Source organism: Oceanobacillus neutriphilus (genome assembly GCF_014645515.1).
Taxonomy (GTDB): domain Bacteria; phylum Bacillota; class Bacilli; order Bacillales; family Amphibacillaceae; genus Oceanobacillus; species Oceanobacillus neutriphilus.
Genome location: NZ_BMLW01000004.1, coordinates 347673 through 364498, shown reverse-complemented (window position 1 = coordinate 364498; position 16826 = coordinate 347673). Strand labels below are relative to the sequence as shown.

The 16826-nt window shown below is 37.0% G+C and carries 14 protein-coding genes; 7 read left to right on the top strand and 7 right to left on the bottom strand.

What is annotated here, in order from left to right; all coding sequences use genetic code 11:
* The first annotated feature begins 576 nt into the window (after window positions 1-576).
* The 7 genes from IEX29_RS08965 to IEX29_RS08940 are packed head-to-tail and all read left to right on the top strand — an operon-like array spanning window position 577 to window position 6489.
* Entirely contained in the window at window positions 577-2571 is a 1995-nt protein-coding gene (locus tag IEX29_RS08965; RefSeq protein ID WP_188734120.1) for a PRD domain-containing protein, read from the top strand.
* Window positions 2549-3022, top strand: coding sequence for a PTS sugar transporter subunit IIA (locus IEX29_RS08960; protein WP_188734119.1), 474 nt, complete (start codon window positions 2549-2551; stop codon window positions 3020-3022). The genes IEX29_RS08965 and IEX29_RS08960 overlap by 23 nt, the downstream gene beginning before the upstream one ends.
* A gap of 1 nt (window position 3023) precedes the next feature.
* Entirely contained in the window at window positions 3024-3302 is a 279-nt protein-coding gene (locus IEX29_RS08955) for a PTS sugar transporter subunit IIB (RefSeq protein WP_188734118.1), read from the top strand.
* Between the two features lie 23 nt (window positions 3303-3325).
* Window positions 3326-4678: a PTS galactitol transporter subunit IIC gene (locus IEX29_RS08950; protein WP_188734117.1), complete on the top strand. Its 1353-nt coding sequence runs from the start codon at window positions 3326-3328 to the stop codon at window positions 4676-4678.
* Window positions 4679-4701: 23 nt separating this feature from the next.
* Window positions 4702-4920 (top strand): hypothetical protein, encoded by a 219-nt coding sequence (locus tag IEX29_RS26630; protein WP_229720148.1) that lies wholly within the window; start codon window positions 4702-4704, stop codon window positions 4918-4920.
* Window position 4921: 1 nt separating this feature from the next.
* Window positions 4922-5842, top strand: coding sequence for a 1-phosphofructokinase family hexose kinase (locus IEX29_RS08945; RefSeq protein ID WP_188734116.1), 921 nt, complete (start codon window positions 4922-4924; stop codon window positions 5840-5842).
* Window positions 5842-6489, top strand: coding sequence for a class II aldolase/adducin family protein (locus IEX29_RS08940; protein ID WP_188734115.1), 648 nt, complete (start codon window positions 5842-5844; stop codon window positions 6487-6489). The genes IEX29_RS08945 and IEX29_RS08940 overlap by 1 nt, the downstream gene beginning before the upstream one ends.
* A gap of 137 nt (window positions 6490-6626) precedes the next feature.
* On the opposite strand, the gene pdxA is transcribed toward IEX29_RS08940, so the two are convergent.
* The 7 genes from pdxA to IEX29_RS08905 form a co-directional block, all read right to left on the bottom strand.
* Window positions 6627-7622 carry a 4-hydroxythreonine-4-phosphate dehydrogenase PdxA gene (gene pdxA, locus IEX29_RS08935; protein ID WP_188734114.1) on the bottom strand — a complete coding sequence of 332 codons (996 nt, stop codon included), beginning with the start codon at window positions 7620-7622 and terminating at the stop codon, window positions 6627-6629.
* Window positions 7615-8910 (bottom strand): four-carbon acid sugar kinase family protein, encoded by a 1296-nt coding sequence (locus IEX29_RS08930; RefSeq protein WP_229720147.1) that lies wholly within the window; start codon window positions 8908-8910, stop codon window positions 7615-7617. The genes pdxA and IEX29_RS08930 overlap by 8 nt, the downstream gene beginning before the upstream one ends.
* Window positions 8911-8939: 29 nt before the next feature.
* On the bottom strand, window positions 8940-9932 hold the full coding sequence (locus tag IEX29_RS08925; protein ID WP_188734112.1) for a 2-keto-3-deoxygluconate permease: 993 nt from the start codon (window positions 9930-9932) through the stop codon (window positions 8940-8942).
* A 265-nt stretch (window positions 9933-10197) separates the two neighbouring features.
* Entirely contained in the window at window positions 10198-11961 is a 1764-nt protein-coding gene (locus IEX29_RS08920; protein WP_188734111.1) for a sigma-54-dependent transcriptional regulator, read from the bottom strand.
* A gap of 604 nt (window positions 11962-12565) precedes the next feature.
* Window positions 12566-14326: an adenine deaminase gene (ade, locus tag IEX29_RS08915; RefSeq protein WP_188734110.1), complete on the bottom strand. Its 1761-nt coding sequence runs from the start codon at window positions 14324-14326 to the stop codon at window positions 12566-12568.
* A 24-nt stretch (window positions 14327-14350) separates the two neighbouring features.
* Entirely contained in the window at window positions 14351-15664 is a 1314-nt protein-coding gene (locus IEX29_RS08910) for an NCS2 family permease (protein ID WP_188734109.1), read from the bottom strand.
* A 369-nt stretch (window positions 15665-16033) separates the two neighbouring features.
* Window positions 16034-16825, bottom strand: coding sequence for a Cof-type HAD-IIB family hydrolase (locus IEX29_RS08905; RefSeq protein ID WP_188734108.1), 792 nt, complete (start codon window positions 16823-16825; stop codon window positions 16034-16036).
* Window position 16826: the final 1 nt, after the last annotated feature.

The window sequence follows — 16826 nt, the reverse complement described above, 5'->3', positions numbered from 1 at the left end:
TCCCAAATGGACAGTGTCACCTTTATTAGGTTGTTGATTTTTTGGCGAAAATGACTATGAAATACTTTACAGAATATTCTTATTATATTTATGCAACGCTAGTGACTTTAGCTATACTGTTTTTAGGTTTAACATACCATTGTCTATATAATTGCTCTATTTCTTCACCCACTTTTTATTATAGTACTAGATTACAGTAATTACCGTATAAGTCATTATGATTTCTATGAGATCATCTATTAAATAATTACCAGGAAAAAACCGGGCGGACTGCCCGGTTTTTTTGCGTAGATTAGAAAGTATAATTTTCTTCTAAACCTGTATATGTGCAGAGAACGACCTGAGCTATAGTCATGAATGGAAATCTGATGGAGTAAAAAAATCTTCTATCAATCTGCTAATCAGTTGGCATAGTTATAGGACACCAGAAGCTAACAAACTATTTTCTATGCAGGAGCAAAAGTCCAGACTTCATCACAAAAATAAAACAGCCGAAATCGCAGTTGTGATGAATAGCCGCGTATGCCGAAATATTCTGTCTTATAATGGGGTTGTGCACAAATGGGAGGTGGCGGAATGAAGCAAGCAGAGAAACAAATTATAAGTGACCTTTTAAAGGAAAATCATCTCAGCATCCAGCAGCTTTTAACCTCTTATAATTTGACCTATCAAGAATTGGAGCAATTGAAAAGTAAGATTAATTCACAGTTCCATCAAGAAATTATTTTAAGTAACGATGAAATTATCTATATTCCCCACAAACACAGTAAAAATATTGCCAGTCATTATCATATTCCCATTGATGAAATGACTCCAATATTTAAAACAGAGGTAAGGAGAGACATAGCATTTTTAAAAATTGCGCTGGATGACAGTGAATATTTATCTTTATTAGAGTTATCGGATCATTGCTTGGCCAGCAAAAATACTCTAACCAATGATATCAAAGCGATTAACAGGGATATAAAAAATGATGGAATTTCTATTCAATACACAAGAAAAGATGGTTTTTATTTAGCGGGAGATGAAGTCAGAATCAGAGCTGAGCTGATTAATATCATAGACAGATTATTTTTATATCCGAATGGAAGAAATCTTTTAGAAGATAAAGCCATTCATGCCAAGGGAGAATATTTTCTGCTTACAGAAAGAATCAGAAAGCTTGAAAGAAAGATAAACATTACGCTCAGTGATGAATACCTTTCAAAGCTGCCTTATATTATTCTCGTCATGATTAAACGGGCAAGTGTTATGAAAGAGGAATGGAATCTGCCGATCAAGTATCAGGAATTAAATCAGACAAGTGAATTTAAACAGATTCAAGAATTGTTTTGGGAGTATCCAAATTTATCAATGCAGGATTTGACCTATTTATCTTTAATTTTTCTGGGTGCGAATCGAATTGACCTTGATTCCAGCTTAACAAGTGAAACGGAAGTAGAAGAATTTGTTTTCTTTATTACTAAGAAATTAGAGGACAAACTGGCCTTCAACTTTCGGGACAATCAATTTAAGAAAAAACTGACGCAGCATCTGAGTCCTGCTTTAATTCGAAAACGATTGGGGTTAACACTTGAAAATCCTATACAAAGAGATTTTATTAATCGATATTACCCTGTCTACGAGGTAATTAAGGAAATCGTGGATGAGTATGAAAGGATACCCCTTAGTGAGGCTGAAATCGTTTATCTTTCAATGATTGTGCTTGGACATATGTATCAGGTCAACAATGATGCTTATCAAAATAATAAAGAAATCACAGCAATTGTAGTATGTCAGAGTGGTAACTCGATATCGGAATTAATGAATGTACAGCTGAAGGACATGTTCCCGAATATTAATTTCCTGGGGACATACAGCGAACGGCAATTTTATCAGGAAAATCCAGATATTGATATTGTATTTACGACCGCTCCGCTTCAGACAAATAAGAAAATTTTTGTTATGGTCAATCTTTTCGATGAAAAAAAGCGAAGAGAATTTATCAACAAGGTAGAAAACCATATTATTGCCAATCCAAGTATTAAAACAAAACAATTAATGAATTTTCTGCGTGATGTCATACCCGAAGAAAAGTTTGAGGATATCAAGGAGAAAGCGCATCGTTTCTTTCAGGATGACAAAGAAAATACGGACATAAGCCATTCTATTTTAAGGCCGGAACAAATTAGTCATGTCCATGCAAATAATATTTTTGAGATGGCACAAATCGGCTTGAAAAAAATGCAGGAGCGAAATTCTATCACATCTGCTTATTCTGATGCAGCCTTGCACATATTCAAGCAAAAATATGAATCTATGCTTATTGGTCCGGAAGTCTATTTACCTCATGCACATTATAACGATGGAGCGTATTGTGAGGACTTTCAGTTTATTGTCAATCCCATGATAAAGACTTGTGTTTTATGTTTATCTCCTAATAAAGATAACTCTCATGTGAAAAAATTATTACAGTTAAATAGTCTTTTTATGGATAGTGAGTTTATGGATGCTCTATATAATTCTACCGATAAAGACGCATTTAAGCTCATCGAAAGGAGATACAAAGATGGAATTCAAGAGCTTATTTAGCTCCAAATTAATGAAATTAAATCACCCTTCTCCAAGCAGGGAGAAGCTTTTTGAAGAAGTGGCTCAGGACTTGGTATCAAAGGGATATGTAAAAAGTTCTTATCAGGAGGCTTTGGTTCAAAGAGAACAAAGCTTTCCTACTGGTTTAAGAACAAATTATTGCAATATCGCCATCCCGCACACAGATGCTGTTCATGTGAAAACTCCTTTTATTTATCTTGTTCAGCTGCAGGATGAGCTGGAATTTAAAAATATGGGGAACTCCCGCGAGGAATTAAATGTAAAGCTTATTTTCTTCCTTGGTATTACAGAGCCGAGGAATCAGACGATATTGCTCTCAACCCTAATGGAGCATTTTCAAACGGAGGACTTCTCCAAAATAATTTTTGAGGAAAGAGATACAAAACAGCTTGAGAAAAAACTAAATACTTTTTTAACAGGAGGAAATTAAAATGAAAAACGTTATCGTAGCTTGCGGAAGTGGTGTAGCAACAAGTCAGACAGTAGCTTCAAAGGTAAAAAGAATCTTAGATGAAAATAAAATCAAAGCAAACGTAGAGGCAGTTGATATTAAATCCTTAGATAGCTATATTAAATCGGCTGATGTCTATATTTCTATTACAAAAGGCAGTAAAGAATATGATATTCCAATGTTAAATGGAATTGCTTTCCTTACAGGCGTGGGAATGCAAGAGGAGACAGAGAAGCTGATTCAAATCCTTAAAAATTAAAACGTAAAGGAAGGAGAAGACAGATGGATTTTTTGCAAAATATTGTTGAGTATATTTTAGACATGGGTGCTCCTGTATTTGTCCCTTTAATTATGTTGGTTATCGGGCTTATTGCACGGATGAAGTTTAAGGATGCATTAAGTGCAGCTATCATATTTGGGGTAGCTTTTTCCGGAATGTCGTTAGTTGTTGATTTTATGCTGGCTTCTATCAGTCCCGCGGCCCAATCATTTGCCGAAAATACAGGTATTAATTTAAATGCTGTGGATGGCGGATGGACAACAGCTGCAGCCATTACCTGGTCCTGGCCGTTGGCGTTTCTTATGTTCCCAATTACCGTCGGAATTAATATTGTGATGCTGGCTTTCAAGCTGACCAAAACACTTAATGTAGATATGTGGAACGTATGGGGGAAAATATTCACTGCTATTTTGGTTATGTTCCTCTCCGGCAGCGTAGTTTTAGGCTTCGTTGTCGCGAGTATACAGGTTGTTATCGAGCTGAAGATCGGCGACATCTGGGGAAAGGAAATAGAGGATCTAACTGGAATACCTGGAGTTACGGTACCACATCATATGACAATTATTGCTTCATTACTTTATCCAATTGATAAATTAATGGATAAAGTGCCTTTCTTAAACAAAAAGATGGATGCAGAAGCACTAAGAGATAAGCTTGGTGTATTTGCAGAAAATCATATTATGGGTGGTCTCATTGGTTTCTTATTGGGACTGGCAGCAAACTATAGCATACAGGATTCACTTGTTTTAGGTATTCAGGCTGCCACAGCATTAACCTTATTTCCAATGGTTTCTAAGTTGTTTATGCAAGCGTTATCGCCTATATCTGATGCGATTTCTGAATTTATGAAAAAACGTTTTGGCGACAGAGAGATATTTATTGGTTTAGACTGGCCGATTTTAGCAGGCCGGAATGAAATTTGGGTATCTGCGATTGTTATTATTCCTGTACTACTGCTGTTCTCCGTTATATTACCGGGAAATGCTGTATTGCCATTCGGAGGTATCGTTAACCTTTCTGTATGTGTTGCAGTAGTTCTGCTAACTAGAGGGAACCTTGTAAGGTCCATTATATACGGCGTCATTACAGCACCTGTTTTCTTATATATATCCACATACTTTGCTCCCTATATAACAAGACTGGCAAATGAAACAGGATCAGTAAATGTAGAAGCCGGCAGTATGCTGACATGGAGCACAATTGAAAATGGTGAATTTAAATTAGTGTTTGCGAATGCAATGGCTGGAGAATGGTGGGGTATCTTAGGAGCCATCGTCTGGCTTGGGCTGTTCATTATATTCTACTTTGGAAGAAAGAGAGATAATGAAAAGTATTTTAATGAAGCAGAAAAATAATATAAACATGAAAGAGTGAGACCATGAATTTTATTTTGAAATCAAAACTGTTTTGGTCCTTTATGGTTTTCTTAGCGTTTCTGCTAATGGTAATTGGTTTCTTTACAAAAGATTTAAGTATGTGGTTTTTGGCTTTTATTATTAGCATTCTAGTGAAGTTATATGCAGAGGAGATTTTATTCTCAGCATATAAAAATAGATTAGGGAAGATGAGAGAAAAGCTGTCGAGAAAGGAGGGATAATTTGATTTATACAATTACACCAAATCCGGCAATAGACAGGATTGTTTACCTTGAGGGTGATCTGACTCCTGAAAAAAACAATATAACCAAAGAAAAATATGTTGATCTTGGTGGGAAGCCAACGCATGTATCGGCTATATTGGAACAGCTTGGAGATACACCTAATAAGGCCACCGGATTTTCAGGAGAGTTAAACAAAGCAGAGTTAGTATCCATTTTTGAGAAATACCGCATGAATCATGAATTTATCAACATACCTGATCAGCGGACCAGAGAAAGTATTATTGTGATTAATAACAGCGGTGGCAGCTATATGATAACAGAAAGAGGATTAATGGTTTCAGATAGCGATAAATCAAAATTGTATTCATATATCACAGAAAACATTCATTCGGAGGACATTGCTGTTGTTGGAAAGCCGGCTCAAGGATTTTCTGTTGAAGATTTCAGGTACCTTATTCGTCTGTTGAAAGAACAAAATGCTTATGTTGCATGTGATGTGGCAGGTGAGTACTTGGGTGTAGCTCTGGAAGAAGAGATAGATTTTATTAAACCCAATAAGCATGAGATTAATGATTTATTACCTGGAGACGAGCCTATCCATCGAAAGTTTAACCGGATTTGTGAAAAAGTGCCAAATGCGGTATGTAGTTTAGGATCTGAAGGTGCATTGTATAAGGTCGAGAACACATTCTATCAGGCAGTCCCTCCTAAAGTTGAGGTTCAGAGTGATACAGGAGCAGGTGATGCATTCGTGACCGGCTATATTTACGGTGTTGCAAATGGATATGATATTTCAGACAGAGTTAAGTGGGGAATTCTCTGCTCTGCCAGTAAAGTGCAACATTACAGCAGCTGTCAAATTAATAAGGAAGACTTTGGTTTTATTGAAAATAATTTAAAAATACATGAGGTGATATAATGCTATATTCAGAAGAGAGAAAGAAAATGTGTGAGATTGTAAAGACTATGTTTGATCGATTTCAAACGAATGCAGCCGGTGGAAATCTCAGTTTAAAGGTTAGTGATGAACATTTTATTATGACGCCTACTTTAATGTCTCAAAACTACCGTTGTGATTTAAGTCCATTTCAAATTTTAGTAGTAGATAAGGAATTAAATATTATTGAGGGTGAAGGAAGACTGACAAGAGAAATCAATATGCACATGGCTTGTTATGAAGAGAATCCTGCCATTAACTGTGTTATTCATGCGCACGCAAAAGAATCCATGGTTTGGGCGAGTATGGGGAAAGATATGCCAAATATAACAGAGGCTACTCAAAAAATCGGTGATATTCCATGTTTAGACTATCGACCGGCAACTTCTCCAGAATTAGCGGCTTTAGTGAGAGAAACAATTGCAGAACGGGATGCAGATAAAATACCTGCCGGACTATTATTAGAAAGACATGGCCTGGTGGTGGCAGATAAGTCGCTGGAGAAAGCATACGATATGGTTGAAAGAATTGAATATAATGCTTATGTTGCTTATAAAATGTATTTACTTTCAAGAGTTGGTGAGAATATTGATTTTCAGAAGGACTATCATTATAACTTGGATGAATAGGACGGCAGCGGAATTTTATACTAATACTCTCCCAATGCATGATTCATAGATAATCATAGATTTTATTATTGGTATCGAGAGAGGGAAAAGCAAGTTAGCTTTCCCCTCTACTCGATCTTTCCCAGTCTCGCCAAATTTTACTTCGGTGCCAGTTCAATAGCTTGTCTTAGTGCTTCCAACATGCTTCCTTCATCTACTATTCCTTTACCTGCTATATCAAATGCAGTTCCATGGTCAACACTAGTACGTATTATTGGCAGACCAACCGTTATATTTACGCCGGCTTCCAAACCAAGTACTTTTATTGGACCATGGCCCTGATCATGATACATGGCAACAACGATGTCAAAGTCCCCGCGCTGAGCTCGGAAGAATAAGGTATCTGCCGGTAAAGGACCTTCTACATCGATATCTTGTTCTTTTGCTAAATGAACAGCCGGAATAATTTTTTCCTCTTCTTCACCATAACCGAAAAGGCCATTTTCTCCGGCATGTGGATTGATTCCGCAAACACCTATTTTGGGCTGTTCGATTCCTGAACCTTTTAATGTTTTATCCGCTAATTTTATCACATTGAATACACGTTCCGGTTTAATCTTTTGGATGGCATCCAATAAACCAATATGCGTTGTAACGTGAATCACCTTTAATTTTGGTGAAGACAGCATCATGGAGAAATCCTCTGTGTTTGTTAAATCAGCAAGAATTTCCGTATGTCCAGGATACATGTGTCCGCCTTTTTGCAGTGCTTCTTTATTTAATGGTGCTGTACAAATTGCTTGGATTTTATTTTCATTGGCTAATTGAATTGCTGTCTGCAAATATTGAAATGCTGCATCACCAGCTATCGGGGATACTTTTCCTACAGTTAAATCTTCAGGAATAAGATCTAGATCCACACAGGCAATTTCACCATATGACGTTTGTGTTAAATCATCATGACTTCTTTTTTTGCTAATGGATACTTCCAAGTTTAAATCTTTGGCAGCACGTTGTAATATTTTAGCATCACCAATAACAATGGGATGTGCATTCTGATAAATTTCTGGTTTCTGCAGACTTTTAACGATTACTTCGGGGCCTACACCCGCCGCGTCTCCCATGGTTATACCTATAATCGGTTTTTTACTCATATGTCGTCGCTTCTCCTTTCAACTCCTGCATGGCATGATAAATAGAATCCTCTTTTCCAAATGCTCCAGCTTTTGTCACTACCAGACTTCCATCCTTGCCGACTAACGATACTAACGGAATACCAGGCTCAAGCTGCTTAATAAGATGCATCCCGACTGCTCCTAAACTTTTTGTAATGGACTTCGCTGTATCGCCGCCAGTTAGGACAAAACGATTCAGATTCGGAAGCTGATTTTTAACACCTACTACCAATTCTGCAATTCTATCTGAAATGGTTTCTCCTATTTCATTATTGGAAAGTCCTTTTTTCTTGCCTAATTCCTTTACCTGTGTGCGAATATTTTCATTTGATGGCACATAGAGGACAACGTCTTTATTTTGAGTAATCATTTTTATACATGTATTTTTATATTCTTTTTTTTGTGTTTTCCAATCAGCCTGAAACATTTGCAGCGGGTTCAACTCGATGCCTGCTACATTTTTTTGCTGGATTGCATAACGAATTTGTGCCTGTGTTTTTTCAGATAAACTGCCACACACTGTCATGGCTACGCTAGAATGTTTGTAGGAAATATGTTGCTTTTTCTTTTCAATTCCTAATACTTGTGGGAGAACTTCTGCCAGTCCAGCAGATCCTGCCCAAATGATACGGTTCGTTTCTTTTGAAAATTTATGTGTGAGCACTTTTAAGTCCTGTTCTGTTTCGGCATCACAACAAATCATTCTAATTTCATCTGCTTTCAAGATGGCTAGCTTTTTTTGGAAATGCTCATCACTTTGTAAATCCTCTTTTGTGAGCAGTCCGACTCGTTCTCCTGTTTGCTGCTCTATCAGGGCAGGAATATAGGACTCTGTCACAGGGTGAGTTGGATCTTTTGCAATTTCTGTCTCTGCAATTAATTGTCCATGGACATAGTGATACCCATGTTTTGTCACCCGCTCCATACCAGGAAACGCCGGAGCAATTACAAGAAATTCTGGATTCAATACACTGCTCATTGCTTGCAGCTCGTGGCCGATATGACCTCTAAGTGTCGAATCCATTTTTTTATAGACATGATTATAATGAAGATCTTTGATAAATTTCGCTGATTTCATTGTGATGGATATTGCTTTTTCTCTTGATAATGCTCTTGAATTTGTATCTATTACGACACCTTCGCTGAGAAGATTCATCTGTTTTGGAATTTCAAATAGAACAGAAGTATTAATTCCTTTTTCTGTTAATTGAATGCCGCTATCATTTGCTCCAGTTAAATCATCTGCAATTATAGCGATTTGTTTCACCAATTATAACACCTACTTTACTATCTCAATCATTTTTCATTTACTTTTATATAATGGTCAGGAACCTTGATGCCTTTTTTCTCTAGCCGTTTTACTAGAAACCCTACGTAAAATGGCAGTAGAATTGCTGTTGTAACAACTGCTGCAGCAACTTGAACAGTCGCTAACTCTACATTAGCTGAAAAGGCAGGACCTGCAGAAGCAATTGCCATTGGTGTAGCTACCGCATTTCCAGCAGTAGACCCTTCCGCAGCACCAGCGATTGGATTCCATTTCATTGCTTTAAAGATGAAATACCCGGCTGTACCAGTCACGAACACTGTTAACAAGCCTAAAATCACGCCGCCTAACCCGCCTTCAATGATGCTAGAAAAATCAATACCCATACCTAACGCAAAAGCGAAGAATGGAATAAGTACGGAACTTCCTGATTGGAAAAATTCTCTCAAGTCTTCATCTAAATTACCCAAAATCATACCGACTAGAATTGGCAGTAATACAGACAGGAAGGAAACGAAAGAGAACATCCCTTCAACAAATCCCATGACACCAAATATTGACAATGCTACCATGGTTAAAAAGGGACCATCATTTAATGCTAATAAAGAATAAGCTGCACGATCTGTCTTATCTCCGTATTGTCCTACGAGTGCTACATAGAGACCGCCATTACTGTTTGTCATAGCAGCAATAATTGCGATTGGAGCCAGACCAAGCCACAGTCCATTATCGCCCATCATCGAAAATGCCAGTAATCCAACAAGTGCACCTACTACCCATTTTGTAGCTAATAAAGTTGCTCCTTTGCCCAGGCTTACCCCTACATTTTTTACGTTAATTTGTGCCCCGGTAAATAATAAGAACAATGCAATCAAAGTGCTGGAACCGTCTACAAACAAAGCCTGTGTAAAGTTACCAATTCTTAATAAATCCGGTGCGAAAGTATTTAATGTTGCAGCAATCAACAACGGTACAACCATCATTCCCCCAGGGATCTTTTCGATTGTTGCTTTTATCTTCATTCTTTCTCCCCCCTTGTATAATAGTTTATTGTTTCTTATTGAAACAATAAAATGAAGTGAAGCGTTTGCAATTAAAATAATAATACTAAATGAATAAAAAAGCAACAATTATTTTGAAGTTTGTACATATTAAATACCGATATTCGTTTATTTGTTTCATTATGAAACAACTAAGCTTGCTGTTTTTGAAAAAAATACCATACATGCTACCAAACCTATTCATAAAAAGGTTGGTGGCATGTACGGTATTTTCTAAAAAGTAGACTTATTTATCATTTAATTTTCTCCATAAAGTTGTACGATTCATTCCCAGTCTTTTGGCGGTACGTGTTTGGTTCTCTTTTTCCTCTTCTAACACCTTTTGGATAATTCTTTGCTCCATTTCCTCTAAAGTCAAACCAGGTGGAATATAGAAGCCTTTATTTTCAAGAGGCTTATTTTGTTCTTTCAATGCGTCTTCATGTAAAATTTCTTTCACGTCTTTGTTTTCAATATAATATCCGACGGCACGAAGACTTAATTCCCGAATTTTCTTTTTTAATTCAACCAAATTTCCCGGCCAGTCTAAGCGCATAAGTATTTCTAGCGCATCCGAACGAATTCCTAACGTTTCGTTGCCGAATCTGGTGTGGAATTCGGATAAATAGTAAGAGATAAATTCTCTTAGATCCTCTTTTCGATTGCGTAAAGGCTGTGTATGAATAAAAATCGGATCGATTTTTTCAATTAATGAGACAAAAATATGTTTCTTCTCTATTAAGGATGATGCTTGTTCATTGGCTAAAAAAATGAGTTGTAAGGATTCCGGAATTTGATGAAACAGCTCAATCAGAAGCTTTTGATTTGTCGGTGATAAACTTTCAACATGTTCAAAAATTGCTGTTCCTTTTTGAACAGAAACCCACCTGTCTTTTAGAGTTTTCAGATCATCAGAATCTATGATTTCACAGTTCAAAATAAATAAAGGGTGATTGCTTTCAAATTTTTGAAAGTGAATCGATTGGGCGATGGTCATTTTACCTGTTCCAAATTCACCTGAAATAAACAAGTTATCAGTTGTATTTGCAAACGCATATATTTTATTTTTAATACTTTGGGCATAGGTGCTGCCACCAAGGATAGGCTGATGTATCTTTTTTGTTATCATGCGAAATGCTGCTGATTCATCTTTCCTTTTGTATGAACATAAATGTATCCCGGCTAGCTTAGTTTCTCTGCTTGTAACAGGGAATATTTGTAACTCAAAATCCTCATTCTCTGAGCTTATATGTGCCCATTGTTTTTCATTTAGTGACAGAGCCTGATGAATGTTCTTTCCCAATTCTTTATCATAGAGCAATTTCTTTACTATTCTTTCTTTATTCGGGGAAAGGTTATTGAAAAGAACTTTCTCCTGCTGGTTAATAACAATGATATCTGTTGGTAGGGATTGGAGGATTTGCTGATATTGATCTGTTTTATAAGAAACTTTTTGAAACATATGATATGTTCTTCTTGCCTCATCAAACGCATCAAAAATAGCCTCTTTACCAGATGTAATTAAAAAACCACGCAAACCGATTTTTTGAGCCTCTTCAACGGTCACTACATCTCCAATTACAATTTCGTAATTTTCATTTTTTAGTTTATTTAATAATAATCGTACCTCATCACGTTTATGAATGGTGAACATTTTTACGTCATAGTCCAATATATCATTCAGAGTTCTTGCACCACGACATATATTTTCAAATCCGATAAAAGCGACGGTATTTTGCGCGCCCCGTATCAATGTAAAAACGCGCAGCATATCATACCCTGTAATATCAATATGTATAACAGGGATCGAAACATTCTTCTCTACTAGACTTGCCGTCCCGCCACGACTGATAATTAAATCATATCCTTCATCTTCTGCTTTCCTTGCGAGCGAGATAGATTCCTCCAGGTTTGCTACCTTTATGTCCAGTTGAAAATCCTTTGGAATATCTAATTGCTTAACAACCTGTGTCATTCCGGTATACGGTGCTATTAACAAAATTTTTATCATTTCCACACCCACTTTAGTTACATTCTTCAAATAAATCTATTATGTCATACGTAGCCTTCATTTGTCATACGTGTCCCTTTCAATATATCTTATTGTAAGTCAAATAGCTTCAATTTAAAATAAAGTGTATAGAGATTTTTTCGGTAAGATAGTGATCTTTTTTACTGAAGTTCTATGTATGCTTTTTTATAGAGAGAGCATCTACTGTCTATTTTCAGACCATTCCTTAGGTTAGTTCAGCATACAAACAACTGTATGCATGAATACCTAATTAAGCTGCTGAAAAAATCTGCCTATAGAATTAATACCCATTTTAAGAAGTATTACACATGAGAGGATATAATTAATAAAAAAACTGTATAAGTGCGAAGGGGCTGAACCAAATTCCTTCTTACTTATACAGTCTATCTTGAAATTCCTGGATAATATAATTATTTCAAAGTTTAATTTGTTAAATCAAAAACTTAGTAAATATTTATTTCCGTATCTTTTTCTCTATTTCGATTTTACTCGCTATTTAAAGCGGAAATGGAAAGCTGTCCACTAAGCATTTAACTTTAAGCATTTGAATTATCTTTTCATTTTTGCCTTAAACAACAATTACCTAAACAAATAAAGGAAGCAATTCCTGATGATACACATCAACTAAACCTACATCAGATATCCGAATTTCAGGTATAACAGTTAGCGTGAGTGATGAAAAGGCCATTGCAGGAGAGCGCCTTCCAACTTTTACTCCCATTGATTTTGCCGTTTCATTGAAATGCTCTACTTTTACAGCAATTTCTTCTACGGGTTCTGGTGACATCAAGCCTGCTAATGGAAGATCTAATTGTGCCTGTACTTCTGTATCCTTTACAAGGCATAATCCGCCGCCTGACTGCTCAAGCTGTTTGACAGCAATTAACATATCTTTTGCATTTGTACCGGCTACAACTAAATTATGACTGTCATGAGCAATGGTTGTTGCGTATGCTCCATGACGAAGTCCTGAATTTTTAATGACACCTACAAATGGTTTCTTATTTTGACCGTGTCTGCCGATGACACTTACAAACGCGTAATTATCAGGAAGCTCCTGAATCATACCGTCTGCAACATTAACATTTACTGTTCCTTTTGCGGTTGTACCATTTAGCTGCATCTCCATAGTATTTAAGGTGGCAGTACCTTGTTCAAACGGTGCCTTGATTAATAAATCCTCTTCCGTTAACACTGGAATTTGTACGGTGTTTCTTAATAATGGAGGGACACTGCTGGTAATTGTCTCCGTCAGTTCTCCATTTTTCACCATTTGCTTGCCTTCTACAAACACATCTGTAACATCCATTTTTTCTATAGAATCAACTAATGAAAAATCAGCACGATATCCGGCTGCAATTGCTCCCCGGTCTCTTAAACCATAGCGTATTGCTCCGTTCAGGGACCCGTAACGGACTGCTAATGGTGCCGGAATTCCTTCTTCAATACAACGTCTGACGACACGGTTCATTTGACCATTTTTTAACATATCGTTTGGTTCTACATCGTCCGTACACATAGCAATGTTGCTGACATAAGGTACTTCCTTCCAAGCTTCTGCCGCGATATCAGCAAATTGGCTGATGCTGGATTCCCTGATATAAATTAGCATCCCAGCTCGCAGCTTTTCTAAAATTTCATCGGTCGCCCGGCTTTCGTGGTCTGAATCGACTCCGGCTGCTAAGTAAGCGGCGAGGTCACTGCCGTATACTCTTGGCAGATGCCCTTCGTTTCGCACGCCTGCTTCTAATCCTTTTTGAACAATGCCGGCCATTCTTGGGTGTTGTTTGATTACACCGACATAGTCCATTAATTCAGCAATGCCGACTACATTGGGCAATTGCAGCATTTCTTCAATATCCTCCGGATGGAATTCAGCTCCGGCTGTTTCCAGATCAGGAACTGCAGGTACACAGGATGGAATGGTAGTAAGAATATCTACGGGTAAATCCTTACTTGCGTCTATCATGTATTTTACCCCTTCTGTACCCATTACATTACCGATTTCATGCGGGTCAATGACAGCGACGGTTGTCCCGTGCCTGAGAACTTCCCGTGCAAACATGTCTGGCGTAATCATTGTACTTTCAATATGGACATGACAATCGATTAATCCCGGAATCGCATATTTTCCTTTCGCATCAATTTCATTATCTCCATTCATTTGGAAAGAAGGCTTATTATCTTTATATTGTGCTACAGCTGCAAACCGGTTTTCCTTTACACCGATATCTGCTTTATATATTTCTGCGGTAAATACATTCACCAGATTTACTTCACGTATGACTGTATCCATATTAGTATCGCCTCTTGCTGCGGATACAATTTTTTCTCTTGTAAACAAATGACCAACTCCCGACGTAATAGATTAATTTGCTAATGATATGAAATATAAAATTAGCGGTATCAGTAAAATATATAGACCCCAATGTAATTCTTTATGTCTTCCGGAAAGAAGCTTAAGTACAACAAAGATGATAATGCCGGCAGCAATTCCGTTACCAAAGTTAAAGGTAAAGATAGTAATAACGATTGTCATAAATGCTGGCAGTGATTCTGTTACATCACTGAAATCTATATTGCGTACTGCAGAGAGCATCGTCAAACCAACTAATATTAAGGCTGGTGCAGTAGCTTCTGTTGGAATAATCATAATGACAGGTGTAATAAACAATGTTAATAAGAATAAAAATCCTGTAGTTACGGAAGTTAATCCAGTTCGTCCGCCGGCTTCTACTCCAGCTGCTGATTCAACATAAGTTGTCATGACTGGTACAGAGAACAGGGAACCTAGCACCGTACCGCCAGCATCGACAGAGAAAGGTTTATCAATATTTGGCAGGTTTCCGTTCTTATCCAGCATATTTCCTTTACTTCCAACTCCGAGCATCGTACCCAGACTGGAGAAGAAATCCGGGATAAAAAAGGCCAGGATTAATGGGAAGTATGCTAATTTTAATGCTCCCATAATATCTAATTCAAACGCAATTGGAGAGACGCTTTCCGGCAAAGAAAAAATCTTATCCGGAACCGTTGTAACTCCCATTGGTATACCAATAATTGTGACGATTACCATACCTATCAGTAAGTGGCCGCGGACATTTCTTGCTAATAGTACACTCATAATTAAAAATCCGATTAAAGCCAAAATCGCATTCGGTGATCCAATATCCCCAAGCTGGAGTGCATTAGCATCTTCGCTTGCCACAACTAGTCCGGCATTTCGAAAACCAATTAATGCAATAAATAACCCTACACCTGCACCAATGGATAGTTTAATTGCAGGAGGCATTAACTTTACAATAAGCTGTCGCAGCCCCAGAACTGTAAATAATACAAATATAACTCCGGAAATAAAAACCATTCCCATGCCTACTTGCCATGGAATTCCTTCTGCGCTAGCCAAGGTTATTGCGAGAAAGGCGACAGACCCGAGACCCGGCGCAAGCGCAAAAGGCCTGTTGCTGTATAATCCCATTATTATTGTAATAACACCAGTCATCAGAATAACGGAAACTGTTACAGGACCTTTGGGCATCCCTGCTTCCTCCAACATACCCGGTACCACGATCAATACGTACAGCATTGTCATAAATACAGTCAGTCCTGCTATAAATTCTGTTCGGACATTTGTTTGATTAGCATTTAATTTGAATAACTTTTCTGTGATTTTGCCTTTCATTTCATAGGCTCCTCTCATGTTGCACTTGTTTATAAGCTAAATCCGAACATTATATGTTTAGAGCTGTTTTTCGTTCGTGATTTATAAATAAACTTACCAATATAATAGAAGGTTGTCAATATGATTTTAAACATACCCTGATAAATATATAGATTTCTAAATGAATGATATCTTTTATTGGAAGTGTAATTGGAAATGATATTCACAGATGTAATGTGTTTAGTGAACGACTTGACTGAAAAGTTATAACAATAGTAACTGGAAAAAGTAATTTCCAGACTTCAATATAAATCTTTGAAACAAGCAATTATAAAAGCAGAAAAAATAATCCGAGTCAGCATCGTTGACAGGGATTATTATATATACCACCTATAGCAGATTTAACAGCTTCAAACCATGTGTAATTCCATCATTTTCATTTGATTTTGTAATGATATCTGCATAAGGATAGAGGTCCTCATGTGCATTTTCCATCGCAATTCCTACACCTACAAAATCCAGCATTTCCTTATCATTCAGTCCATCTCCAAAAGCGATAGCTTCTTCAGGAGCAACATTTAAAAACTGAAGCATTTCTTTAATGCCATATGCTTTTGAAATGGATTGAGGCATGACATCAATGGCAATTTCATGCCATCTGACAAAAGATAACTCAGGAAATTTTTGAATATAATCGATTTCTTCTTCATCTTTGCAATATACCATAGCCTGGAACAGGAGTGATTTCTTCCAATAATCAGGATTATATTCTGGTTTATAATTCAAATGCAAGTCTTTAAAGGTCTGGATAATTTCATGATGATTAAGTGTATTACTGACAGACTTCTTTTCACTTGAAAAAACTAATGGATGTTGCTTCATACCAGCATATTCAATGAGTTCCTGCAGAGCAGATGTATCCATTCCATGCTTATGAACGACTTCTCCTTTATAAACAGAGTAAGCACCGTTAAAACTGACAAATGAATTAATCATTAGTTCCTCTGCAATGCTGAAAAAGTGATAGGGAGGACGTCCGGTAGCAATAATCACTTCTACGCCTTTATTTCTTATTTGATCCAGAGATTTCTTGGTTTGATTAGAAATTTGCTTATTGTTATCAACCAGTGTGCCATCAATATCCAGAAAACAAACTTTATAATCATGGTTCTTTATCTGCATA

Excerpts from the sequence above, each read along its gene's own strand:
- IEX29_RS08965 (WP_188734120.1), top strand. The coding sequence starts at position 577 with ATGAAGCAAGCAGAGAAACAAATTATAAGTGACCTTTTAAAGGAAAAT.
- IEX29_RS08960 (WP_188734119.1), top strand. The coding sequence starts at position 2,549 with ATGGAATTCAAGAGCTTATTTAGCTCCAAATTAATGAAATTAAATCAC.
- IEX29_RS08955 (WP_188734118.1), top strand. The coding sequence starts at position 3,024 with ATGAAAAACGTTATCGTAGCTTGCGGAAGTGGTGTAGCAACAAGTCAG.
- IEX29_RS08950 (WP_188734117.1), top strand. The coding sequence starts at position 3,326 with ATGGATTTTTTGCAAAATATTGTTGAGTATATTTTAGACATGGGTGCT.
- IEX29_RS26630 (WP_229720148.1), top strand. The coding sequence starts at position 4,702 with ATGAATTTTATTTTGAAATCAAAACTGTTTTGGTCCTTTATGGTTTTC.
- IEX29_RS08940 (WP_188734115.1), top strand. The coding sequence starts at position 5,842 with ATGCTATATTCAGAAGAGAGAAAGAAAATGTGTGAGATTGTAAAGACT.
- pdxA (WP_188734114.1), bottom strand. The coding sequence starts at position 7,622 with ATGAGTAAAAAACCGATTATAGGTATAACCATGGGAGACGCGGCGGGT.
- IEX29_RS08925 (WP_188734112.1), bottom strand. The coding sequence starts at position 9,932 with ATGAAGATAAAAGCAACAATCGAAAAGATCCCTGGGGGAATGATGGTT.
- IEX29_RS08920 (WP_188734111.1), bottom strand. The coding sequence starts at position 11,961 with ATGATAAAAATTTTGTTAATAGCACCGTATACCGGAATGACACAGGTT.
- IEX29_RS08910 (WP_188734109.1), bottom strand. The coding sequence starts at position 15,664 with ATGAAAGGCAAAATCACAGAAAAGTTATTCAAATTAAATGCTAATCAA.
- IEX29_RS08905 (WP_188734108.1), bottom strand. The coding sequence starts at position 16,825 with ATGCAGATAAAGAACCATGATTATAAAGTTTGTTTTCTGGATATTGAT.